This window comes from Pseudomonas sp. NPDC088444 (genome assembly GCF_044900175.1).
Taxonomy (GTDB): Bacteria; Pseudomonadota; Gammaproteobacteria; order Pseudomonadales; family Pseudomonadaceae; genus Aquipseudomonas.
Genome location: NZ_JBJDNK010000003.1, coordinates 315,846 through 338,472 on the forward strand (window position 1 = coordinate 315,846; position 22,627 = coordinate 338,472).

Consider the following 22,627-nt stretch of genomic DNA (forward strand, 5'->3'; position numbering starts at 1 on the left):
CTGAACCTATCTATGGGTTACGCGATGCCGAAGTCGGGTCGCGGCGACAAACACTTGCTGATTAATCAGGAGATTCACATGACTACCGCATTTTCTCTGGCTCCACTGTTTCGTTCTTCCGTAGGCTTCGACCGTTTCAACGACTTGTTCGAATCGGCGGCCCGTAACGAATCGGCCAGCACTTACCCTCCCTACAACGTCGAAAAACACGCGGACGACCAATATCGCATCGTCATCGCGGCGGCGGGCTTCCAGGAAGAAGACCTGGAATTGCAGGTCGAGAAAGGTGTGCTCACCGTGACGGGCAGCAAGCGCGACAAGGACGCAGAAGGCGTCACCTTCTTGCATCAGGGCATCGCTCAGCGCGCGTTCAAACTGTCGTTCCGTCTGGCGGATCACATTGAAGTGCAGAATGCTGCGCTGGTCAATGGTTTGCTGAACATCGACCTGCTGCGTCTGGTGCCGGAAGAGGCCAAGCCAAAACGCATTCAGATCAACGGTCAGAAAACCCTGGCGCATTGATCGATAGCCAGTAAAAAGAAGGCGCTCCTCAGGAGCGCCTTTTTTTGTGTGCAACGCTTTACGTTGCGGTGCGAACTTATGTGGGAGCCGGCTTGCTGGCGAAAGCGCAGTTTCAAACACAGATGTGTTGAATGGCACACCTCATTCGTCGGAACGCCGCCCGCCGCAAGCCGACTCCCGCAATGTATTGCACTAGCAAGCAGAACCTCGACGGATTACGACGTTGTCTGGGACATTCGCGCCCGCAGCAACGCCTCAAACCCTTCAATCGTCAACGGCTCGCTGAATAGAAAGCCCTGATAAAAATGGCAATCCAGTTGCGCGAGAAAATCCAGTTGCTCCTGTTTTTCCACCCCTTCAGCGATGATCTCCAGGTTGAGGCTGGCGGCCATGGCGACAATGGCGCGCACGATCTCGGCGTCGTTGGGGTCGCTGGTCGCGTCGCGTACGAAGGATTGGTCGATCTTCAACGCGCTCACCGGCAGGCGTTTGAGGTAAGTCAGCGACGAATAGCCGGTGCCGAAATCATCCATCGCAAAACCCACGCCCAATTGCTTGAGTTCCAGCATCTTGGCAATGGTGTCTGCCAGGTTCTTGATGACGATCCCTTCGGTGATTTCCAGTTTGAGCATGTGAGTGGGGACCTGATAGGTTCGCAGGCAGCGCTCCACCCGCTCGACGAAATCGGCCTGGCGGAACTGCCGGGGGCTGATGTTCACGCACAGGCTGAAATCCTGACTGTCGATCAGGCCCTTGCGTAACAGCTCGCTGCCGCTTTTGCAGGCTTCTTCGAGAATCCAGTTGCCAATTTCCTGCACCATGCCGCTTTCTTCCATGACCTGGATGAACTGAGTGGGCGGCAGGCTACCCAGGCTGGGGTGTTGCCAGCGCAGCAATGCTTCGGCGCCCACGATGCGGTTACCCCAGGTGTCTACCTGAGGCTGGTAATTGAGGCTGAACTCGCCCCGGCCTAGCGCCTGGCGCAGATCGCTCTCCATTCGCAGCCGCTCGCTGGCGGCTTTCTGCATGGCGCCGTGGAATATTTGCGTGGCGTTGCGCCCTGAGTCCTTGGCTCGATACAACGCGATGTCGGCGCGTTTGAGCAAGTCGGCGGGCGTGGCGCCATGGTCGGGAATCAACGCGACCCCGATACTGGGCGTGACTTGCAGACGATGGCCGTCGAGAAACATCGGTTCGGACAGCAACTCGCGCAGGGTGTCGGCCAGGCCTCGAACCTGTTCGATGACGTCCTCCCGGGTGCCTTCCAGCCCGCTGATCAGCACCACGAACTCGTCACCGCCCAGCCGCGCAACAGTGTCTTCCAGTCGCACACTGGCCTCCAGGCGGGCGGTGATGATTTTCAGCACGCTGTCCCCCACTGGATGGCCGAGGGAATCATTAATGTGTTTGAAGTGATCCAGATCGAGAAACAGCAGCGCGCCGCGCAGGTCATGGCGCTTGAGTAGCGCGATCTGTTGGCTGAGGCGGTCCATCAGCAACGCGCGATTGGGCAGATTGGTCAACGAGTCATGATAGGCCAGGTGCTGAATCTGCGCCTGGGCGTTCTTCAACTGGCTAATGTCCCGGGCGGTGATCAGCAAGCACGCCGTGTCGTTGAGTGTCAGTGGGTCGATGGACACGTCGACGGTGATCAGATCGCCGTTCTTGTTGCGGCCCAACAACTCCCGGTTGCGCACCCGACCATGCTCCTGGACTTCCTGGATCAGGCGATCACGCTGGGAAATATCCGCCATGATCACGAATTCGAACACCGTGCTGCCGATGACATCGCTGGCGCTGTAGCCGGACAGCCGGGAAAAGCCGTCGTTGACCTCGATGTATTTGCCGGTCGCCTTTTCGGTAATGATGATGGCGTCGGGGCTGGAGTGAAACGCGCGGGCGAATTTTTCCTCGCTGGCTTGCAACGCACGCTGAGCGCGCTTGTGTTCGGTGTTGTCGATAAACGTGCTGAGCAGATACAGCCCGTCACTGAGTTCTATTTTCTGGGTGTAGAGGGTGCCGTCGTGAGCGCACCCGTCACGCCCGCACCATTGGCTCTCCAGGCTGGCGGGCTCATCGGAAGCAAAGGTCCGGTCCAGTGCTGTCTGGCGTTGCTGCGGATTGATCCAAAGCCCTATTTCCATTGTGGTCCGGCCCGCGCAGTCGGCCATCGACCAGCCGAAGGTGGCTTCGAAATGGCGATTGACGTTGCAGATCAAGCCGTCTTCGAATCGCGTCAGCAGCACCACATTGGGGCTCAGGTTGAACAGGGTCGCGAAATGCCGCTCCGACTCCTTCGCTGTCAACGCCAGGCCGGTCAGAGGGTACAGCGGGCTGTCAGCGATTGTGGGCATGTGATCACGAGCCTTGTCAGAAAAAGCCAGTATGTCGATCAGTGAGCGTCACCACTCAGGCCTCGGTCGCCTGAGCGTCGAGCAACGCCATGAAAGCCCGAGCAGCGTTCGAGAGCGTGCGTTCCGTGTGAACAATGTAGCCTAGCTGGCGACGTAGCTGTATGCCGGGCAGCGGAATGCGCGCCACTTGCTCATCGAGCATGGTGCGAGGCAGCACACTCCATGCCAGGCCGATAGACACCATCATCTTGATCGTCTCCATGTAGTTGGTGCTCATGGCGATGTTCGGTTTAAGCCCTTGGGCCTCGCACAATCCGCTGACAATGTGGTGAGTGAACGTGTTGCCGCCGGGAAATACCGCCGGATACCCCGCAATGTCGGCCAGGCTGACGTTGGGCGTGTTGGCCAGCGGGTGTTCGGGGGCGGCGACGAAGTCCAGTGGGTCGTCCCAGACCGGCACGGCCTTGATCAACGAATGCGGCTCGGGGGCGAGGGTGATCACGGCCAGTTCGGCACGGCCGTGGAGGATTTCCTCGTAGGCGACTTCCGAGTCGAGAAATTCGATGTCCAGCGCTACGTCCGGGTAGGTGCGGGTGAAGGCTCTTAATAAGGAAGGCAGGCGATGCAGGCCAATGTGGTGGCTGGTGGCAAGGCTCAGTCGCCCGGTCACTTCCCCCGTCAGGTTGGTCAGCGCCCGGCGTGTGTCGTCCAGCACGTTGAGGATCTGATAGGCGCGGGGCAGCAGGGCGCGCCCGGCTTCGGTCAGGCTGACCTCACGGCCCAAACGGTCGAACAGGCGCACATTGAGCTGCTGCTCCAGACCGGCAATGCGTTTGCTGATGGCGGGCTGCGTCAGGTGCAGGTGTTCGCCCGCCGCCGAGAAGCTGCCCGTCTCGGCGATGGCAATGAAGGCATTGAGGTTGGCCAGATCCATTCGAATTCCTGTTGGTTATCCAAAGCATGAAAAATATGAATTTGAGTTATTTAAGCATATTTCATAGCATCTCCCCTACAAGCCAAGGGGTTTTACGATGTCGTCGTGATGTCGATGCCCGGGGCATAGAAACAAGCTGATGAGGAAACCGTCTGATGGCCGGCAAAACGCTCTACGACAAGCTCTGGGATTCGCATTTGGTCAAGCAGCGCGACGATGGTTCGGCGCTGATCTACATCGACCGTCACATCATCCACGAAGTGACTTCGCCGCAAGCGTTCGAAGGCCTGCGTCTGGCCGGTCGCAAGCCTTGGCGCATCGACGCCAACGTCGCGACCCCGGACCACAACGTACCGACGACCCCTGAGCGCAAGGGCGGCATCGAGGCCATCGCTGACCAGGTGTCTCGTTTGCAGGTTCAGACCCTGGACGACAACTGCGACGAGTACGGCATCACCGAATTCAAGATGAACGACCCGCGTCAGGGCATCGTTCACGTAATCGGCCCGGAACAGGGCGCGACCTTGCCCGGCATGACCGTGGTCTGCGGCGACTCCCACACCTCGACCCACGGCGCATTCGGCGCGCTGGCTCACGGTATCGGCACCTCCGAGGTCGAACACGTGCTCGCCACCCAGTGCCTGGTCGCCAAGAAAATGAAGAACATGCTGGTGAAGGTCGAAGGCAAGCTGCCGTTCGGTGTTACGGCCAAGGACATCGTTCTGGCCATCATCGGCAAGATCGGCACCGCTGGCGGTAACGGTCACGCCATCGAGTTCGCAGGCAGCGCGATTCGCGACCTGTCGGTCGAAGGCCGCATGACCATCTGCAACATGTCCATCGAGGCGGGCGCGCGCGTCGGTCTGGTGGCCACTGATGAAAAAACCATTGCCTACGTCAAAGGGCGTCCTTTCGCACCGACGGCCGAGCAGTGGGATGCAGCGGTTGAAGCCTGGAAAGACCTGGTGTCTGACGCAGACGCGGTGTTCGACACCGTGGTCGAGCTGGACGCGGCTCAGATCAAGCCGCAAGTGAGCTGGGGCACCTCGCCGGAAATGGTGTTGGCGGTGGATCAGAATGTTCCGGATCCGGCGCAGGAAGCCGATCTGGTCAAGCGTGGCTCCATCGAGCGTGCCCTGAAGTACATGGGCTTGAAAGCCAATCAGGCGATCACCGACATTCAGCTGGATCGCGTGTTCATCGGTTCCTGCACCAACTCGCGGATCGAAGACCTGCGCGCGGCTGCTGAAATTGCCAAGGGCCGCAAAGTGGCGTCGACCATCAAGCAGGCGATCGTTGTGCCGGGCTCGGGTCTGGTGAAGGCGCAAGCGGAGAAGGAAGGTCTGGACAAAGTCTTCATCGAGGCTGGTTTCGAGTGGCGTGAACCAGGCTGCTCCATGTGTCTGGCGATGAACCCGGACCGCCTGGAAAGTGGCGAGCATTGCGCGTCCACTTCCAACCGTAACTTCGAAGGCCGTCAGGGTGCGGGTGGCCGTACTCACCTGGTGAGCCCGGCGATGGCGGCGGCAGCGGCGGTCAATGGCCGTTTCGTCGACGTTCGTACCATGAGCCAGCAATAAGGAGCCGAGCATGAAGCCGTTTACTCAACACACAGGTTTGGTCGCTCCGCTGGATCGTGCCAACGTCGACACTGACCAGATCATTCCGAAGCAATTCCTGAAGTCGATCCGTCGCACCGGTTTCGGTCCGAACCTGTTCGACGAATGGCGTTACCTGGACGTGGGTCAACCGTATCAGGACAACTCCAAGCGCCCATTGAACACCGAATTCGTGCTCAACCATGCGCGTTATAAGGGCGCCAGCGTATTGCTGGCCCGCGAGAACTTCGGCTGCGGTTCGAGCCGCGAGCACGCGCCATGGGCGCTGGAAGAATACGGCTTCCGCAGCATCATCGCGCCGAGCTACGCTGACATCTTCTTCAACAACAGCTTCAAGAACGGCTTGCTGCCGATCATTCTGACTGAAGATGAAGTCGACGAGCTGTTCAAAGCGGTTGAAGCCAAAGAAGGCTACCAGTTGAAGATTGACCTGCAGGCACAGACCGTGACCGGCGAAGATGGCAAGGTGTACCGCTTTGAGGTCGACGCGTTCCGCAAGCACTGCTTGCTCAACGGCCTGGACGATATCGGCCTGACCCTGGTGGATGGTGATGCGATTGCTGCGTTCGAAAGCAAGCACCGCGCGGCGCAGCCTTGGCTGTTTCGCGACGTTTGATTGATGGACCGCAGTTGAGTTAACGCAAAACCTGTGGGAGCCGGCTTGCTGGCGAAAGCAGTGTGCCATTCAACACATCTGTGTCTGACACTGCGCTTTCGCCAGCAAGCCGGCTCCCACAGGGGCAACACAGGCTTTTTCAATCGGCGCTCCTGTAGCGCCGATGCACATATTGATAAGAGGACGTTATGAGCAAGCAGATTCTGATTCTCCCAGGTGATGGCATTGGTCCGGAAATCATGGCCGAAGCGGTCAAGGTGCTGGAGCTGGCCAACGAGAAGTATCAGCTGGGGTTCGAATTGAGCCACGACGTGATCGGCGGCGCTGCCATCGACAAGCACGGCGTGCCGCTGGCTGACGAAACCCTTGACCGTGCCCGCGCAGCTGACGCCGTGTTGCTGGGCGCAGTGGGCGGCCCGAAATGGGACACCATCGAACGTGATATTCGTCCTGAGCGCGGTCTGCTGAAAATCCGTTCGCAACTGGGCCTGTTCGCCAACCTGCGTCCGGCGATCCTCTACCCGCAACTGGCCGATGCGTCGAGCCTCAAGCCTGAAATCGTGGCCGGTCTGGACATCCTGATCGTTCGCGAGCTGACCGGCGGTATCTACTTCGGCGCACCGCGCGGTACCCGCGAGCTGGAAAACGGCGAGCGTCAGTCCTATGACACCCTGCCGTACAGCGAAAGCGAAATCCGCCGCATCGCCCGCGTCGGCTTCGACATGGCGCGCGTACGCGGCAAGAAACTGTGCTCGGTGGACAAGGCCAACGTACTGGCGTCCAGCCAACTGTGGCGTGAAGTGGTCGAGCAAGTGGCCAAGGATTACCCGGACGTCGAACTGAGCCACATGTACGTCGACAACGCGGCCATGCAACTGGTCCGCGCACCGAAGCAGTTCGACGTGATGGTCACCGACAACATGTTCGGCGACATCCTCTCCGACGAAGCCTCGATGCTCACCGGTTCCATCGGCATGCTGCCGTCGGCGTCGCTGGATTCGAACAACAAGGGCATGTATGAGCCTTGCCACGGTTCGGCGCCGGACATCGCAGGCAAAGGCATCGCCAACCCGCTGGCGACCATCCTGTCGGTCTCGATGATGCTGCGTTACAGCTTCAATCAGCACGTAGCGGCCGATGCCATCGAGAAGGCCGTGAGTCTGGTGCTGGATCAAGGCCTGCGCACCGGTGACATCTGGTCCGAAGGTAATGCCAAAGTCGGTACGCAGGAAATGGGCGACGCCGTAGTCGCCGCGCTGCGCAATCTGTAATATCTCGGGCCCACTGCTGAAATGTCGAGGCGAAAAGGCATGCGGATGCGTCGTCTCCCCTCACACCAGTGGTCCCACTTTTAATTAAGGTGTAGTTGCGATGAAACGTGTAGGTCTGGTCGGTTGGCGCGGTATGGTTGGTTCCGTGCTCATGCAGCGCATGCTGGAAGAGCAGGATTTCGATCTCATTGAGCCGGTTTTTTTCACCACCTCCAACGTCGGCGGCCAAGGCCCGTCGGTGGGCAAGGACATTGCGCCGTTGAAAGATGCCTACAGCATCGACGAGCTCAAGACCCTGGACGTGGTGCTGACCTGCCAGGGCGGCGACTACACCAACGAGGTGTTCCCGAAACTGCGTGAAGCGGGCTGGCAGGGTTACTGGATCGACGCAGCGTCGTCGCTGCGCATGGACGACAGCGCGGTGATCGTGCTCGACCCGGTCAACCGCAAGGTCATCGACCAGCAACTGGACAGCGGCACCAAGAACTTCATCGGCGGCAACTGCACCGTCAGCCTGATGCTGATGGGCCTGGGCGGTCTGTTCGAAGCCGGTCTGGTGGAGTGGATGAATGCCATGACCTATCAGGCCGCTTCCGGCGCCGGTGCGCAGAACATGCGCGAACTGATCAAGCAAATGGGCACCATTAACGCGACCGTTGCCGACGATCTGGCCAACCCGGCCAGCGCGATTCTGGACATCGACCGCAAAGTGGCCGAAGCCATGCGCAGCGACAGCTTCCCGACCGAGAACTTCGGCGTGCCGCTGGCCGGTAGCCTGATCCCGTGGATCGACAAGGAACTGCCGAACGGTCAAAGCCGTGAAGAGTGGAAAGGCCAGGCCGAGACCAACAAGATCCTGGGTCGCTTCAAGAGCCCGATTCCGGTCGACGGTATCTGCGTGCGTATCGGTGCCATGCGTTGCCACAGCCAGGCGCTGACCATCAAGCTGAACAAAGACGTGCCTATCGCGGACATCGAAGGCCTGATCAGCCAGCACAACCCGTGGGTCAAGCTGGTTCCGAACAACCGTGAAGCGAGCATTCAGGAACTGAGCCCGACCTCCGTGACCGGCACCCTGAACATTCCGGTGGGCCGTCTGCGCAAGCTGAACATGGGTTCCCAGTACCTGGGCGCGTTCACCGTGGGTGACCAACTGCTGTGGGGCGCCGCCGAGCCGCTGCGTCGCATGCTGCGGATCCTGCTGGAGCGTTGATTCACCGCCTGTGCACTGCATGAAAAACCGCCTTTCGGGGCGGTTTTTTTATGATGTATGCAAATTTCGCCCCGACACTCCCCTGTGGGAGCGCGCTTGCCCGCGATGACAATATTGTGGGCGGCGTTGATGTGTGGAATGTGCTGACGCTATCGCGGGCAAGCGCGCTCCTACAGGGTTACGCTACGCTCCCGCCCATTCTCGAAACGGAAATCGCTGATTCTCGCTATGGTCAAACACATCGATCCCGACCTGACACTGCTGAAAATGCCTTCGCTCAAGGCCGTAAAGTCCTTTGTCGCGGCGGCCAAATACCTCAGTTTCACCCGCGCCGCCGAAGCCCTGTGCGTGACGCAAGCGGCGATCAGCCGTCAGGTTCGGGAGCTTGAAACCTATCTGGGGGTCGAGCTGTTCAAACGCGTGGGCAGGGCGGTCGAGTTGACCGAGGCAGGAGCGATCTTTTTCGATGCGGCGCAGATGTCCTTCGTCAACATTTCCCAGGCCGCCGAACGCATCCGCACCCACAACGCCGGGAAGCGGGTGTTGACCCTGTGCTGCTCGCCGGCCTTTTCAGCGCTCTGGCTGTCAGCGAGGCTGCCGACCTTCTTCAGCGAAAACCCTGACATCGATTTGAACTTGATCACCACCCAGAATTTTCTGTCGATGGAGCCGGGGGTACGGCCCGACATCTTCATCACCAAGATGGCGAAGATTCAGGACGGTTATCGCAGTTATCCGCTGTTCCATGACGTGATCTACCCGGTCTGCACGCCGGAATACCAGGCGGCACATCCTGAATTGACCTGCCTGACAGGCCTGCGCGATGGCGGCCTGCTCAACCTGAGCCCCTATGGCCGTTCGCAAGTTGCCGAACACGTGGATTGGGGCGTGTGGTTCGCCTTTCACAACATCGACCTCGACGAGCGGCCCCATGACAGCCCGCACATGCTCAACGCCAATGACTACAACCTGATCATCAGCATGGTGCTGACGCATCAAGGCGTTGCCTTGGGCTGGAATCATCTGGTCAAGCGGCTGGTGGAGGAGGGGCGGCTGGTGCGCCCGGTGCCGGAAGCGATGGTGCTGACGGAGAGCCAGCACTACCTGACGTTTCGGGAAGATCGCGAGAAGGACGAAGCGTGCTGTCGGCTGCGGGACTGGATTCTGGCCCAGTTCCCGTAGGCCGACGGCTTACAGATCCGGCAAACCAAAAAACGCCCGGGCGCAGGCAGTGGTGTGAGCCGCAACATCGGTGGGCGTCTCGCCACGATGCTGCGCCACTTCCCGCAAGACTTCCGGCAGATAGGCCGGCTCGTTACGGCCGTTTTTCGGCTTGGGGCGCAGACTGCGGGGCAGAAGGTACGGCGCGTCGCTTTCCAGCATCAGTCGCCCACGCGGAACCTCCCGGACCAGCGGATGCAGATGCGTGCCTCGGCGCTCGTCGCAGATCCAGCCGGTGATGCCGATGTGCAGGTCCATGTCGAGGTAGTTGAACAGGGCGCGCCTTTCCCCCGTAAAACAATGCACCACCGCACCGGGCAGGTGATCACGGTAATCTCGCAGGATCGCCAACAGCCGCTCGTCGGCTTCCCGCTCATGCAGAAACACCGGCATCTTCAGCGCGACGGCCAGTGCCAGGTGGGCTTCGAGGACTTTTTCCTGCTGCGGACGAGGGGAGAAATCACGGTTGAAATCCAGCCCGCATTCGCCCACGGCGCACACGGATTTTTCTTTCAACAGAGCCTGCAACTCTTTTTCGGTTTCCAGTGTCCAAGCGCTCGCCGAATGGGGGTGTACCCCCGCGGTGCTGAACAATCGCTGGCCGCTGTCGTCCAGTTGGCGACACAGTTGCCACGCCTGTTCGCTGCCCTGAACGTCGGTGCCGGTGAGGATCAGTTGAGCCACATCTGCGGCGTAGGCACGATCCAGGACTTCGCGCTCTTTCGAGGCGAAGCTTGAGTTGGTCAAGTTGACGCCGATGTCGATTAGTTGCATGGTTCACCTCAGGCCGGAGGCCGAGAAGAATACCAGAGCGATTGAAGTGATAAAAAATCCAGCAGATTCAACTGCCTGGAATGAATAACCCCTGTGATGTTGCCAGCCACGGCAAACGCCTGTGGCGCAAGTGACTGCCCGACACAGCCTTCAAGCCACTTTTTTCGGCTTTTTCCCGGAGCGTCAATGATCCGAGCCTCGCTGTTCTCGTTGCTGTGCCTGTCGCTGATGCCCGCCCATGCGTCGGCGCGCCCTGCCGGTCCACCCGTGGTGATCAAGAAAAGCCAGGTGCGCGACCTCTCGGCCATCCGCAGCAGCAAGGTGCTGCGCGTGTTGGTCAACCAGAGCCGTAACAGTTCCGGCGAGGTGCAAGGTGAGGCGATTGGCGTTGAGTATCGTCGCTTGCAGGCGTTCGAAACCTACCTCAATGGCCACGCCCGTGATGGCCAGAAAGTCTCCCTCAAGCTGATTCCCAAAGCCAAAGACCAATTGCTCGCCGCACTCCAGCGTGGGGAGGGCGACCTGGTGGCTCCCGGCGAATTGCTGGATGCCAGCGCCGCCCGTTACGTGGACGCCACTGAGCCGGTCGTCAGCCACGTGCCGTTGGTGGTGGTCGGGGTGCGTGGCGAGCGTAGCTTCAAGAAGGTCGAACAGCTTTCTGGCCGCACGCTGATGCTGACCAACGGCAGCGCGGCCAGCGATGCCATCGTCGCGCTCAACCAGAAGCTGGCGTTGCGCAAACTGCCGCCGGTGAAAGTCGAATGGGTCGATCCCAGCCTGGCCGTCGAGGACGTGCTGGAAATGGTTCAGGCAGGGATCTATCACCTGACCGTGGTCGAGCAACCGATCGCCGAGCGCTGGGCGCGGGTCTTGCCCAAACTTCGGGTCGACCGTTCAGTGGCGCTGAGTGAGCATGGCGACATGAACTGGTTCGTGCGCAAGGATGCCGTGATGCTTCACGCCACGGTCGACCGTTTCCTGGAAACCTACACGCCGCCGAGCAATCAGGACGTCGCATTCCAGAAGGCCTACAAAGACTTGTACCGGGTTCACTATCCACTGGCGCGGGACGACCGCCAGCGTCTGGAAAAATTGCGCCCGACCCTGCAACGCCACGCTGACGCGCAGAAAATGGACTGGCTCGACCTCGCTGCGCTGGCCTTCAAGGAGTCCCAGCTCAACCCCGGTGCCAAAGGCGGCAGCGGTGCCACGGGCCTCCTGCAGATCACCCCGTCGGCCGCGCAACGTGTGGGCGTGGGCAATATCCATGACGTCGATGGCAACGTGCAGGCGGCCAGCAAATACCTGGCGATGATCCGCCGCAAATTCTTCTCCAGCCCGAAAATCAACGAGCGCGAGCGCATGGCGTTTACCCTTGCGGCCTACAACCTGGGGCCGGAGCGAGTGCAGGCGATGCGCACCGAAGCCAAACGCCAGGGTCTGAACCCTAACCAATGGTTCTTCCAGGTCGAGCGTGTGGCGATGAAGCAGGTGGGGATGAACGTGGTCAGCTACGTTAATAGTGTGAACAAGTACTATCTGGCGTACGACCAGGAACGCAGCTCGCTGGAAAGCCCTTCGTCACGGAAAATGGCCTCACGAGACTGATCGATTAATTCGATCGATATGACGCGTTTTTTGCGATTTTCATATTTATTAATCCGATTATCATGGCGCCATTACTTCTTACCAAACGGAATAAGCGCCATGAATACTCAGATCCTCTCTCGGATTAAAAGCAGTCTGTTCAACACCAACGCCGGTTACGGCATCGCCATCCTGCGTATCCTCGTCGGAATCATCTTCATGGCTCACGGCAGCCAGAAACTGTTCGGCATGTTCGGCGGCTACGGCCTGGAAGGCACTGGCCAGTACATGGCCAGCCTGGGCCTGAACCCTGGTTACCTGATGGCACTGTTGTCAGGCAGCGCGGAATTCTTCGGCGGCCTGGCCCTGTTCCTTGGCTTACTGGTACGCCCTGCGGCAGTGGTGCTGATCGTGATGCTGGCGGTGGCCATCCTCTCGGTGCACATCCACAACGGCCTGTTCATGGCCAACAACGGCTACGAATTCGGTCTGGCCCTGCTGGCCGGTGCATTCGCGGTGTTGTTCGAAGGCGCTGGTCGGGTGTCGCTGGATCGGTTGATTGCTCGTCAGTAACCCTCGCAAACCTCCCCCAAAATCCCGGTCTTGTTAAGAGATCGGGATTTTTTTGCGTCCAGTCAAACGTGTTCGTGACATCACGGCCAGGACATCAGGGCGTCTACGGTCCTTCACTCAACGCCTGCGCCAGAAAGTCGGCAAACGCCCGTGCAGCCATGCGGGTGCTGCGTCCCTGTGGAAAGTAGGCGTGTACGGGCAGATCGGCCATTTTCCAATCGGGTAGCACACGCACCAGAGCGCCGTTGCTCAGTTCCAGTGCGCAGGCCCAGGACGTGGTCGAGGTGATGCCCAGCCCGCCGGTGGCTGCCGCCAGGGCGCCAGCGGTGTCGTTGGTGGAAATCTGCGGGTGGACGTCGACGCGGCTGATTTGGCCCTCACGCTCAAATTGCCAAGAAGAACCCTGCGCACCCGCCGGGCCGCCGACGATGCGATGGCCCTTGATGTCATGTGGGCTGGTGGGCGTGCCGTGGCGAGCGAGATAAGCGGGGGAGGCGACGATGACCCGGTGCATGGTGCCGATCTGGCGTGCCGTGCCCGATAGATCCGGCAGATGACCGACGCGAATGCCGATGTCCACGGCTTCTTTGATCATGTCCTGCCAGCGGTCCTCCAGTTGCAGTTCCAGATGCAATTGCGGATGGCGCTCGGTAAACGCCGACAGACGCGGCATGACCACGCGGATCGCCATCGTCGACGGCATGCCGATGCGTAACAGACCGCGCAGTTCTCCGCTCTCGCGCACGCTGTTTTCGGCATCGTCGACTGCCGCGAGAATCGGCTCCATGCGCATTAAAAACTCGATTCCCGCCTCGGTTGGCACCACGGCGCGCGTGGTGCGCGACAGCAGCCGCGCACCTAACGACGCTTCTAACTCGGCAACCATTCGCGACACCTGAGATTGCGCCAGCCCGCTTTCCCGAGCGGTGGCCGAAAAGCTGCCGAGGCGGGCAACGCGGGTGTAGAGCTTGAGGGCGAGCAGGTCTTTGATTGCCATGTCGGGTGGCCTGTGGGGATCTGGATTAATGCTGAAACGAGATAAATCATAGCCTGATTTGACCGCTACCGGCCCAAGGGCTGAAGGCAGATAGTTGACCCATCGAAACGCCGCACACCGGCTTTCGCAGAACTGAAACCCGGCGTGATTCACGCCGAACACTCACTGTTCAAAGGTCAAACATCATGTCTAAAAAAGTACTTGTCACCGGTGCAACAGGCGACACAGGCCGCGCCGCTGTTCGTGAGTCTATCGCGTTGGGCCTGGATGTCCGCGCCATGGTGCACACCCTCGATGCCCGCTCTGATGCCCTCAAGGCGCTGGGCGCAGAGGTGGTGGTGGGCGATCTGTTGCAGATCGACACCGTGCGCGACGCCATGCAAGGCGTGGAGGCGGCTTATCTGGTCTGGCCGGTGCAACCCGGTCTTATCAACGCCACCGTCAACTTCGCTCAGGCGGCGAAGGAAAGCGGCGTCAGTACCGTGATCAACCTGTCTCAGCGCTCGGCGAATCGGGAGTCCAGCAGCGATTCCTGCCGTGACACCTTCATCGTCGAAGAAGTCCTCAACTGGTCGGGACTGCCGGTGATCCACCTGCGTCCGACGTACTTTCTGGAATGGCTACTCTACCCGTGGCAACTGCCTTTCCTGCAACAGGGCGTGCTGCGCATGCCGGTGGGCAAGGGGCGCCACTCGCCGATTGCCGCTGACGATCAGGGCCGCGCCATCGCGGTGTTGCTGAAAGACCCTCAAGGCCACATCGGCACCACGATCAACCTGTCTGGCCCGGTGGAAATGGATCACCAACAGATGGCTGCCGAGCTGTCTGAAGCCTTGGGTCGTACCATCGTGTTCCAGGACGTGCCGGTTGACGAATATGTGCAGTCGATCAGCGAGATGGGCGTTCCGCCGTACATCGTTCAGCACCTCGATGGCGCGATGCGGGACTACCAGAATGGCCGCATGGCTGGCGCTGACAACAACATCGAACAGTTGACCGGGCGTCGTTCGATGACCGTCGGCGAATTCGCCCGCCTGCATGCCGACCGGCTCAACGGCCACTGATGCCCAACCTTCCCTGTGTTTAAGAGGTGAATCATGGACTTTCTTGAAACCCTGATGCAGCGCAACGCCGAGTTTGCCGAGCACGATTTTTCTGCCGACCTGAAGATCATACCGTCGCGCAAAACGATGATTCTCGGTTGTGTCGACCCTCGCGTCGACCCGATGGATGTACTCAAACTCAAGCCCGGTGAGGCCGCGATCATTCGCAACGTGGGTGGGCGGGTGAACCCTGCACTGTTGGAGACCATGGCCATTTTGCGCACGGTTTCCCAAGTGGGCGGAAACGAGGTGGGAGAGGGCTGGAACTTGATCGTGCTGCACCATACCCAATGCGGTATCTCCGGCTGCTACCACCACGCCCCGCACATGCTGGCCAAACACATGGGCGTCGAAGAGCACGCGCTGGCGGCACTGGAAATCGACGATCCGTACAAATCGGTAAAGGTCGATGTCGCGGCCCTCAAGGCCAATCCGAAACTGCCGGGCGGCTTCATCGTGTCAGGCCTGGTGTACGACGTGGAGACCGGGCGGATCGAAACCGTCGTACCGCCTGCTTTGTTGCGGGAAGAGCAGGCAGGCTCCTGAGAATGTCGTTTGGTTTCGGGCGCCCCCTGTAGCAGCACGGCCGGGCGGCGTTCCGTTTGCCGACGGCAGCGATTCAAACCCGCCACCGCCGGCAAGCCGGACTGCTACAGGGATCGTGCCCTCCATTACATACGTCGCCCCAGCGTCTGGCTCGGGTACTCCAGAAACAACCCCCGATAACTCTCGGAAAACCGCCCCAGATGCCAGAACGCGTAGCGCATCGCGACTTCCGCCACGTTGGTATCACCCGTTCGGGCGTGCAGTAAATCCTGCCGCGCCAGGTTCAGGCGTCGGGTGCGCAGCCAGGCGGTGGGGGCCATGCCGACGCAGTCGTTGAACGCCTTGCGCAATTGCTGGAAGGACGTGCCCGCCGTTTCGGCCAACTGCACGACGCTGAAATTCTCGGTGGGGCAGGCGCTGACCTGATCGAACACCCGCTGCACGATCTTGCGTTGCTCGCGCACCCGCACGCTGCGGCTGGAGGTGGGGGCGGGTGTGGATTGATCGAGCACGTAGAGACAATCCTCGATCAATTGCTCGCTCAGTTGCGCGGACTCAGGGCCCTCGGCGTTCTGTGCCAGCCGCGTCAGCATCGTGCTCAACCAGCCGCTGAACAGCGCGCCATGGCGGGACGTGAGCGGGGTCAGCAGCAACTCTTCGACGGTGCGGTGCAGGTGCTGCGTACCCAGCGCCTCCTGACGAATCACCACTGCAATCTCGCGATAATTTTCCGGGGTGATCCACAGGTTCTGGGTGCTGGCGTCCAGCAGGTACAGCGCGTGATCCGCCATGTCGAAGCTGAACACCAGGGCATCGCTCGGCGCCTTGTAATACTGCTCGATGCGGGTGTTCATGTGCTCTTCGTAGACTTGCACGCCGCCCAGCTCGGCCTCGACCAGCCGACCCTTGAATTGCCCGGCGGACATTTGCGCGTAGTGCAGGCTCCAGCCCGCGTTGGAGATGCCTTGCTGATCGGCGGCGACGGTTTCGAATACCTTGACCGACATACGGAGTCCTGCGCATGCAGTGTTGTTATGGGTGTCAGCACCCTAGCAGCCCGTTTGGAGGGCTGGCAACACCCCGTCACAGCTCCATCGTTTTGCACCAAAATGATGCATTCGATCCGTTCGAAAGTGGATAGACCCGCTGCCCGATGATCCACCAGCATGGCGCCCCATGAACGTCCAACAGCAGAGGCCCCATGGACAGCAGCGTGAAAGACCCACTCGCCGAGTGGTTGAAGAGCTACGGCATCACCGAAGTCGAGTGTGTGGTCAGTGACCTGACGGGCATCGCCCGGGGCAAGATCCTGCCCACCAAGAAATTCCTCAACGAACACGGCATGCGCCTGCCGGAAAGCGTGCTGCTGCAAACCGTGACCGGCGATTACGTCGATGACGACATCTATTACAACCTGCTTGATCCCGCCGATATCGACATGACCTGCCGCCCCGATGCTCAGGCCGTCTACGTATTGCCATGGGCGATCGAGCCTACGGCGATGGTCATTCACGATACGTTCGACCGTTACGGCAATCCCGTCGAACTGTCGCCACGCAACGTGCTGAAAAAGGTCCTGGCGCTGTACACGGCACAAGGCTGGCGGCCCGTCGTCGCGCCGGAGATGGAGTTTTACCTGACTCAGCGCTGCGAAGACCCGGACCTGCCGCTGCAAGTGCCGACCGGACGTTCGGGGCGTCCTGAAAGCGGGCGGCAGTCGTTCTCGATTGAAGCCGCCAACGAATTCGACCCGCTGTTCGAAGACGTCTACGACTGGTGTGAAGCCCAAGGGCTGGACCTGGATACGCTGATCCACGAAGACGGCCCGGCGCAGATGGAAATCAACTTCCGTCATGGCGATGCGCTGGACCTGGCTGACCAGATCACCGTGTTCAAACGCACCCTGCGCGAGGCGGCGCTCAAGCACAACGTCGCCGCGACCTTCATGGCCAAGCCGATCACCGACGAACCCGGCAGCGCGATGCATTTGCACCAGAGCGTGGTCGACATCCACACCGGCCTGAGCGTATTCAGCACCGCCGAGGGCGAGGCGAGTTCGTTGTTTTTGCACCACATCGGTGGCTTGCAGCGCTACATCCCGGAAGTGCTGCCGCTGTTCGCGCCGAACGCCAACTCGTTCCGTCGTTTTCTGCCGGACACTTCGGCGCCGGTCAACGTCGAATGGGGCGAAGAAAACCGTACCGTTGGCCTGCGGGTGCCAGGCTCCGAACCTCAAGCGCGGCGTGTGGAAAATCGTCTGCCGGGGGCCGACGCCAACCCGTATCTGGCCATCGCCGCGAGCCTGCTATGCGGCTACATGGGCATGATCAAGGGCTGCGAGCCGGGCGCTCCGGTGCAAGGTCGCGGCTACGAACGCCGCAACCTGCGTCTGCCGCTGACCATTGAAGACGCGCTGGAACGCATGGAAAGCAGCGCGGCGGTGCGCAAGTTGCTGGGTGACAAGTTCGTGCAGGGCTACGTCGCGGTGAAGCGTGCCGAACATGAAAACTACAAGCGCGTCATCAGCTCGTGGGAACGCCAGTTCCTGATGATGAGCGTGTGAGCTATTCCACTGAGCTTTTCCATTGACGTTGGGGGAAATCATGAAGTCGATCGTTACCACGCTGGCTGTGCCCTTGCTGCTGCCCGCGCTGTTGGCCGCTGCCGTCACCCATGCCGAAGACCGGACCGTGAAGATCTACAACTGGTCCGATTACATCGGCCCGACCACGCTGGCGGATTTCCAGAAGGCCACCGGCATTGCGCCGACCTATGACGTGTTCGACTCCAACGAGACCCTTGAAGGCAAGATGCTCACGGGGCGTTCGGGGTACGACGTGGTGGTGCCGTCGAACCACTTCCTGGGGCGGCAGATCAAGGCCGGGGCTTTTCAGAAGCTCGACCGCAACCAGTTACCGAACTGGAAGAACCTCGACCCGCAATTGATGAAACAGCTGGAAGCCAACGACCCCGGCAACCAATACGCGGTGCCATACCTGTGGGGCACCAACGGCATCGGTTACAACATCGACAAGGTCAAGGCCGTGCTCGGCGTCGACAGCATCGATTCGTGGGCGGTGCTGTTCGAACCGGAAAACATGAAGAAACTGCAAAAGTGCGGCGTGTCGTACATGGACTCGCCGGACGAGGTGTTTCCTGCGGTGCTCAACTACATTGGCCTGTCGCCGCGCAGTGAATCAGCCAAGGATTACGAGGCGGCGACGGCGAAGCTCAAGGCCGTGCGGCCGTACATCACCTATTTTCATTCATCCAAATGGGTGTCTGATCTCGCGAATGGCGACATTTGCGTTGCGTTTGGATACTCGGGCGACGTGTTGCAGGCCAAATCCCGGGCCGAGGAGGCGAAGAACGGGGTGAACATCGCCTACTCGATTCCCAAGGAAGGCGCCAACGTCTGGTTCGACATGCTGGCGATCCCCAAGGACGCCGAGCACCCTCGCGAAGCGCTGGCGTTCATCAACTACCTACTGGACCCGGCAGTGATCGCCAAGGTCAGCGAAACCGTGGGCTACGCCAACCCTAACCCGGCGTCCAACGCACTGATGGGCGAGGCGATCACCCGGAACCCGTCGATCTACCCGACGCCCGAGGTGATGAGTCGTTTCTACATCTCCACCGAACTGCCGCCCGCGACCCTGCGCCTGATGACGCGCAAGTGGACCGACATCAAATCCAGCCGCTAAGGACGCGCCATGCCTGTTGCACTGCCGCACACTGCTTCTTATTACGCCGCGTCGGTCGGGCGAGCGCTTGACCGACCCGCACTCGACAGCGCTGTCAGCGCGGATGTCTGCGTCATCGGCGGCGGTTTCAGCGGGGTCAACACCGCGTTGGAGCTGGCCGAGAGCGGGCTGTCCGTGGTGCTGCTGGAGGCTCAGCGTATTGGCTGGGGCGCCAGCGGGCGTAACGGCGGCCAGTTGATTCGCGGGCTGGGGCATGACGTCAGCGGTGTCGAGCGTTGGGTGGGCAAGGAGGGCGTGCGCTCTCTGCAACAGGCGGGCAGCGAGTCCGTCGATATCGTGCGGCAGCGGGTGCAAAACAATGGCATCGACTGCGACCTGCGCTGGGGCTACTGCGACCTGGCCAACACGGCGTCGCACTGGAAAGGTTTGCAGGAGGAGTTACAGGCGCTGACCGAGCAGGGCTATCCGCATCCGATGCGGCTGGTGGAAAAGGACGCGCTGCATGAGGTGGTGAACTCATCGGTGTATACGGGCGGTTTGATCGACATGGGTTCAGGGCATTTACACCCGCTCAAGCTGATTCTGGCCGAAGCGCGGCTGGCAGAAGAGAAGGGTGCACTGTTGTTCGAGGCCAGCCCGGTGCAACGCATCGTGAAGGGCAGTAACGTGCAGGTGTTTACTGAGCACGGGCGGGTCACGGCGCGGCATGTGGTACTGGCCTGCGACGCCTTTCTCAACACACTGGAACCCGCACTCACCGGCAAGCTGTTGCCTGCGGGCAGTTACATCATCGCCACCGAGCCGTTGGGCGAAGAGCGGGCGAGGGCGCTGATTCCGCAAAACATGGCGCTGTGTGACCAGCGGGTGGCGCTGGATTATTACCGGTTGTCTGCGGACAACCGTTTGCTGTTCGGTGGTGCCTGTAATTACTCGGGCCGCGACCCGAAGAACATCGCCGAATACATGCGGCCGAAAATGGAGCGGGTGTTCCCGCAGCTCAAGGGAGTGGGCATTGAGTTTCAGTGGGGCGGGATGATCGGCATCAGCGCCAATCGCTTTCCGCAGATCGGGCGGGTGCCGTCGGCGCCGAATGTGTATTACGCACAGGGGTACTCTGGGCACGGCTTGAATGTCACGCACTTTGCGGCGCGGGTCATTGCCCAGGCGATTGCCGAGCAGGACAGCCGAGGCATCGACCTGTTCAGCCGCGTGCCCCATCGCACCTTTCCCGGAGGCGAGCGTTTACGTTCGCCACTGCTGGCGTTGGGGATGATGTGGTATCGGCTGAAGGAACTGGTGGGGTAATCCATTGCGCCAAGTGCAGTGGCCGGAGATCTTCCGGCCCTGCGACCCCACTTCTGTAGCAGTACGGCCTGGCGGCGTTCCGCTTGCCGACGGCCGCGATTTCAAGAGCGCCACCGCAGGCAAGCCGCGCTGCTACGGTGGTGTTGTGTCGCGGTTATGCGAGGCCACCGAATTCATTCAGGGAATGGCAAGGGCACGCTCGGGTCACGCCTGACTTCAAAGGTGTTCAAGGTCATTGCCACCAGCGTGTAGTAGCCGTACACGCCAATCAGCTCGACCACCGCCGCTTCGCCGAACAGGCCGATCGCGCGTTGGTACAGTTCATCGCCGACCCTTCGCGTGTCATACAGCGCTTTGCCGATGTCGTAGACGCATTGCTCTTGTGGTGAGTCGAATACGGGGGGCTGCTGCTGTTTCAGTGCGTCGATGATCGTTTCACCGAGTCCGGCCCCGCGCGCGATGGGTTCGTGAATCTGCCACTCGGCCTGGGACCGCCACCAGGCTGCGGTGGTCAGAATTGCCAATTCGGTCAGGCGCAGTTCCAGACGCGTGCCATAGCGGCAGAAGGCGCCGAGGCGCTGGGCGTGATCGGCCAGCGCGGGGCTATGAACCCAGGCCAGAAACGGCCCGTCCAGGTTGCCGCGAGGACCTTTGAGAATGTCGCCGAGTACGCGGCGCTGATCCTCACTCATGGTGTCTTCATGCAACGGGGTCAAGCGTGACTGGATGTCCATGATGTCTGTGAGAGACCTCTCAAATGCCGTTGATGGCGTGGTCGATGGCGGTGGCCAGTTTATCCACGATCTCGTCGATGTGGCCCGAGTCGATAATGAACGGCGGTGCCAACAGGATGTGATCGCCGCGCTGCCCGTCGAGTGTGCCGCCCATGGGGTAGCACATCAGGCCTTGGCTCATGGCGGCTTTCTTCACCTGTGCATGCAGTTTGAGCGCAGAGTCGAAGGGGGCTTTGCTGCCGCGGTCGGCCACCAGTTCTATGCCGCGAAACAGCCCGCGCCCGCGAACATCGCCCACATGAGGGTGCTCGCTGAAACGCTCACTCAAGCGCGTTCGCAGCGTTTCACCCAAGGTCACGACCTGGCGCAACAGTCCGCGTTGCTCGATGGCTTTCTGCACGGCCAGCGCTGCAGCACACGCGGTGGCGTGGCCGATGTAGGTGTGGCCGTGCTGAAAGAAACCCGAGCCGTTGGCGATGGCGTCACGAATCTTGCCGCTGACCATGGTCGCGCCAATCGGTTGATAGCCAGCACCGAGACCCTTGGCGATGGTGATCAGGTCGGCGGTGATGCCTTCCTGTTCGGCCGCGAACAACGAGCCGGTGCGGCCCATGCCACACATGACCTCATCCAGAATCAACAACACGCCGTGGCGATCACAGACCTCACGCACGCGCTTGAAATAGCCCGCCACGCCGGGCACCGCGCCTAGCGTGGCACCGACCACGGGTTCGGCGATGAACGCCATGACGTTGTCCGGCCCCAGCCGTTGAATCTCGGCTTCCAGTTCGTCGCCCAGCCGTTGAGCGTAGTGCTCCACGGTCTCACCGGGCTGTTGATCGCGGTAGGCGTAGCTCGGGCTGACATGGCTGACGTTGATCAGCAACGGTTCGAATTGGCGACGACGCCATTCGTTGCCGCCTGCGGCCAGGGCGCCCAGGGTGTTGCCGTGGTAGCTCTGGCGTCGGGCGATGACGTGCTTGCGTGCAGGCTGGCCGATTTCCACGAAGTATTGCCGCGCCAGTTTCAGTGCGGTTTCCACCGCTTCCGAGCCCCCGGACACGAAGTACACCGACTCCAGCCCCGCCGGCGCACGTGCCACCAGAAAGTCGGCCAGTTCTTCCATGACCTCGGTGGTGAAGAAGGAGCTGTGGGCGTAGGCCAGTTGGCCAATCTGCTGACGCACCGCTTCGATGACCTGCGGATCACTGTGACCCAGGCACGAAACCGCCGCGCCGCCGCTGGCATCCAGATAGCGCTTGCCCGTGCTGTCGATCAGATACGGGCCATCCCCGGCAACGGCTGTGGGGTAGGTGTGGTTGAAGCTGCGATGCAGTACGTGGCTCATGATCCCCTCCAAAGTTGGTGCAAATATTACTTGCATTGAGTTAACAAGCAACGGATATTTGCATTCGGCGCGATGCACAGGGATTGACTGCTGACGCGCCCAACGCGTTGCCTGCGATCGATGAGCAGCACGCAGCCAGGCATGGACATGCCGCCCATAACAATCAGGGGCCAGCCCCGACGCATTGCTTACTGCCGCTTTCCCTC

At 60.7% G+C, this 22,627-nt stretch carries 19 protein-coding genes and 1 pseudogene; 13 read left to right on the forward strand and 7 right to left on the reverse strand.

Annotated elements, in window-relative coordinates; genetic code table 11:
* The first annotated feature begins 78 nt into the window (after positions 1–78).
* Positions 79–522, forward strand: a complete 444-nt coding sequence (locus ACI2KB_RS08410) for an Hsp20 family protein (RefSeq protein WP_404633304.1) — start codon at positions 79–81, stop codon at positions 520–522.
* A 215-nt stretch (positions 523–737) separates the two neighbouring features.
* Here ACI2KB_RS08410 and ACI2KB_RS08415 read toward each other — a convergent pair.
* A pseudogene (locus tag ACI2KB_RS08415) lies at positions 738–2,828 on the reverse strand (EAL domain-containing protein); the annotation flags it as partial.
* 103 nt (positions 2,829–2,931) lie between these two features.
* Complete coding sequence (locus ACI2KB_RS08420) at positions 2,932–3,810, reverse strand: LysR family transcriptional regulator (RefSeq protein ID WP_404633306.1); 879 nt, start codon at positions 3,808–3,810, stop codon at positions 2,932–2,934.
* Between the two features lie 155 nt (positions 3,811–3,965).
* Between ACI2KB_RS08420 and leuC the strand changes: the two genes are divergently transcribed.
* The 5 genes from leuC (at position 3,966) to ACI2KB_RS08445 (ending at position 9,711) form a co-directional block, all read left to right on the forward strand.
* Positions 3,966–5,390, forward strand: a complete 1,425-nt coding sequence (gene leuC, locus ACI2KB_RS08425; RefSeq protein WP_404633308.1) for a 3-isopropylmalate dehydratase large subunit — start codon at positions 3,966–3,968, stop codon at positions 5,388–5,390.
* A 10-nt stretch (positions 5,391–5,400) separates the two neighbouring features.
* Entirely contained in the window at positions 5,401–6,045 is a 645-nt protein-coding gene (gene leuD / locus ACI2KB_RS08430; RefSeq protein ID WP_404633310.1) for a 3-isopropylmalate dehydratase small subunit, read from the forward strand.
* A 188-nt stretch (positions 6,046–6,233) separates the two neighbouring features.
* Positions 6,234–7,316 carry a 3-isopropylmalate dehydrogenase gene (gene leuB / locus ACI2KB_RS08435; protein ID WP_404633312.1) on the forward strand — a complete coding sequence of 361 codons (1,083 nt, stop codon included), beginning with the start codon at positions 6,234–6,236 and terminating at the stop codon, positions 7,314–7,316.
* Positions 7,317–7,416: 100 nt separating this feature from the next.
* The gene (asd, locus tag ACI2KB_RS08440) at positions 7,417–8,529 is read left to right on the forward strand and encodes an aspartate-semialdehyde dehydrogenase (RefSeq protein WP_404633314.1); all 1,113 of its coding nucleotides are present in this window, start codon (positions 7,417–7,419) and stop codon (positions 8,527–8,529) included.
* 228 nt (positions 8,530–8,757) lie between these two features.
* Positions 8,758–9,711, forward strand: coding sequence for a LysR family transcriptional regulator (locus ACI2KB_RS08445; RefSeq protein ID WP_404633316.1), 954 nt, complete (start codon positions 8,758–8,760; stop codon positions 9,709–9,711).
* 9 nt (positions 9,712–9,720) lie between these two features.
* On the opposite strand, the gene ACI2KB_RS08450 is transcribed toward ACI2KB_RS08445, so the two are convergent.
* Positions 9,721–10,524, reverse strand: a complete 804-nt coding sequence (locus ACI2KB_RS08450; RefSeq protein WP_404633318.1) for a TatD family hydrolase — start codon at positions 10,522–10,524, stop codon at positions 9,721–9,723.
* A 186-nt stretch (positions 10,525–10,710) separates the two neighbouring features.
* Here ACI2KB_RS08450 and ACI2KB_RS08455 point away from each other — a divergent pair, with 186 nt between their 5' ends.
* Both ACI2KB_RS08455 and ACI2KB_RS08460 read left to right on the forward strand, forming a co-directional pair.
* The gene (locus ACI2KB_RS08455) at positions 10,711–12,132 is read left to right on the forward strand and encodes a transglycosylase SLT domain-containing protein (protein ID WP_404633320.1); all 1,422 of its coding nucleotides are present in this window, start codon (positions 10,711–10,713) and stop codon (positions 12,130–12,132) included.
* Positions 12,133–12,231: 99 nt separating this feature from the next.
* Positions 12,232–12,684, forward strand: coding sequence for a DoxX family protein (locus ACI2KB_RS08460; RefSeq protein ID WP_404633322.1), 453 nt, complete (start codon positions 12,232–12,234; stop codon positions 12,682–12,684).
* Positions 12,685–12,787: 103 nt separating this feature from the next.
* Here the strand turns inward: ACI2KB_RS08460 and ACI2KB_RS08465 are convergent, their stop codons facing one another.
* Positions 12,788–13,681 (reverse strand): LysR family transcriptional regulator, encoded by an 894-nt coding sequence (locus ACI2KB_RS08465; RefSeq protein ID WP_404633324.1) that lies wholly within the window; start codon positions 13,679–13,681, stop codon positions 12,788–12,790.
* A 185-nt stretch (positions 13,682–13,866) separates the two neighbouring features.
* Between ACI2KB_RS08465 and ACI2KB_RS08470 the strand changes: the two genes are divergently transcribed.
* Together ACI2KB_RS08470 and ACI2KB_RS08475 are read left to right on the forward strand one after the other, a co-directional pair.
* Positions 13,867–14,745, forward strand: a complete 879-nt coding sequence (locus ACI2KB_RS08470; protein WP_404633326.1) for an NmrA family NAD(P)-binding protein — start codon at positions 13,867–13,869, stop codon at positions 14,743–14,745.
* Between the two features lie 33 nt (positions 14,746–14,778).
* Complete coding sequence (locus ACI2KB_RS08475) at positions 14,779–15,330, forward strand: carbonic anhydrase (protein WP_404633328.1); 552 nt, start codon at positions 14,779–14,781, stop codon at positions 15,328–15,330.
* 125 nt (positions 15,331–15,455) lie between these two features.
* Here the strand turns inward: ACI2KB_RS08475 and ACI2KB_RS08480 are convergent, their stop codons facing one another.
* A complete protein-coding gene (locus ACI2KB_RS08480; RefSeq protein ID WP_404633330.1) occupies positions 15,456–16,337 on the reverse strand; it encodes a helix-turn-helix domain-containing protein in 882 nt (293 codons plus the stop codon).
* A 206-nt stretch (positions 16,338–16,543) separates the two neighbouring features.
* On the opposite strand from ACI2KB_RS08480, the gene ACI2KB_RS08485 reads away from it, so the two are divergent.
* Genes ACI2KB_RS08485 through ACI2KB_RS08495 form a run of 3 tightly spaced genes read left to right on the forward strand, consistent with a single transcriptional unit; the run spans position 16,544 to position 20,339 of the window.
* The gene (locus ACI2KB_RS08485; protein WP_404633332.1) at positions 16,544–17,893 is read left to right on the forward strand and encodes a glutamine synthetase family protein; all 1,350 of its coding nucleotides are present in this window, start codon (positions 16,544–16,546) and stop codon (positions 17,891–17,893) included.
* A 40-nt stretch (positions 17,894–17,933) separates the two neighbouring features.
* On the forward strand, positions 17,934–19,034 hold the full coding sequence (locus ACI2KB_RS08490) for a polyamine ABC transporter substrate-binding protein (RefSeq protein ID WP_404633334.1): 1,101 nt from the start codon (positions 17,934–17,936) through the stop codon (positions 19,032–19,034).
* Between the two features lie 9 nt (positions 19,035–19,043).
* Positions 19,044–20,339 carry an NAD(P)/FAD-dependent oxidoreductase gene (locus ACI2KB_RS08495; RefSeq protein WP_404633336.1) on the forward strand — a complete coding sequence of 432 codons (1,296 nt, stop codon included), beginning with the start codon at positions 19,044–19,046 and terminating at the stop codon, positions 20,337–20,339.
* Between the two features lie 173 nt (positions 20,340–20,512).
* On the opposite strand, the gene ACI2KB_RS08500 is transcribed toward ACI2KB_RS08495, so the two are convergent.
* Positions 20,513–21,073: a carboxymuconolactone decarboxylase family protein gene (locus ACI2KB_RS08500; protein ID WP_404633338.1), complete on the reverse strand. Its 561-nt coding sequence runs from the start codon at positions 21,071–21,073 to the stop codon at positions 20,513–20,515.
* Between the two features lie 19 nt (positions 21,074–21,092).
* Positions 21,093–22,421: an aspartate aminotransferase family protein gene (locus ACI2KB_RS08505; protein ID WP_404633340.1), complete on the reverse strand. Its 1,329-nt coding sequence runs from the start codon at positions 22,419–22,421 to the stop codon at positions 21,093–21,095.
* Positions 22,422–22,627: the final 206 nt, after the last annotated feature.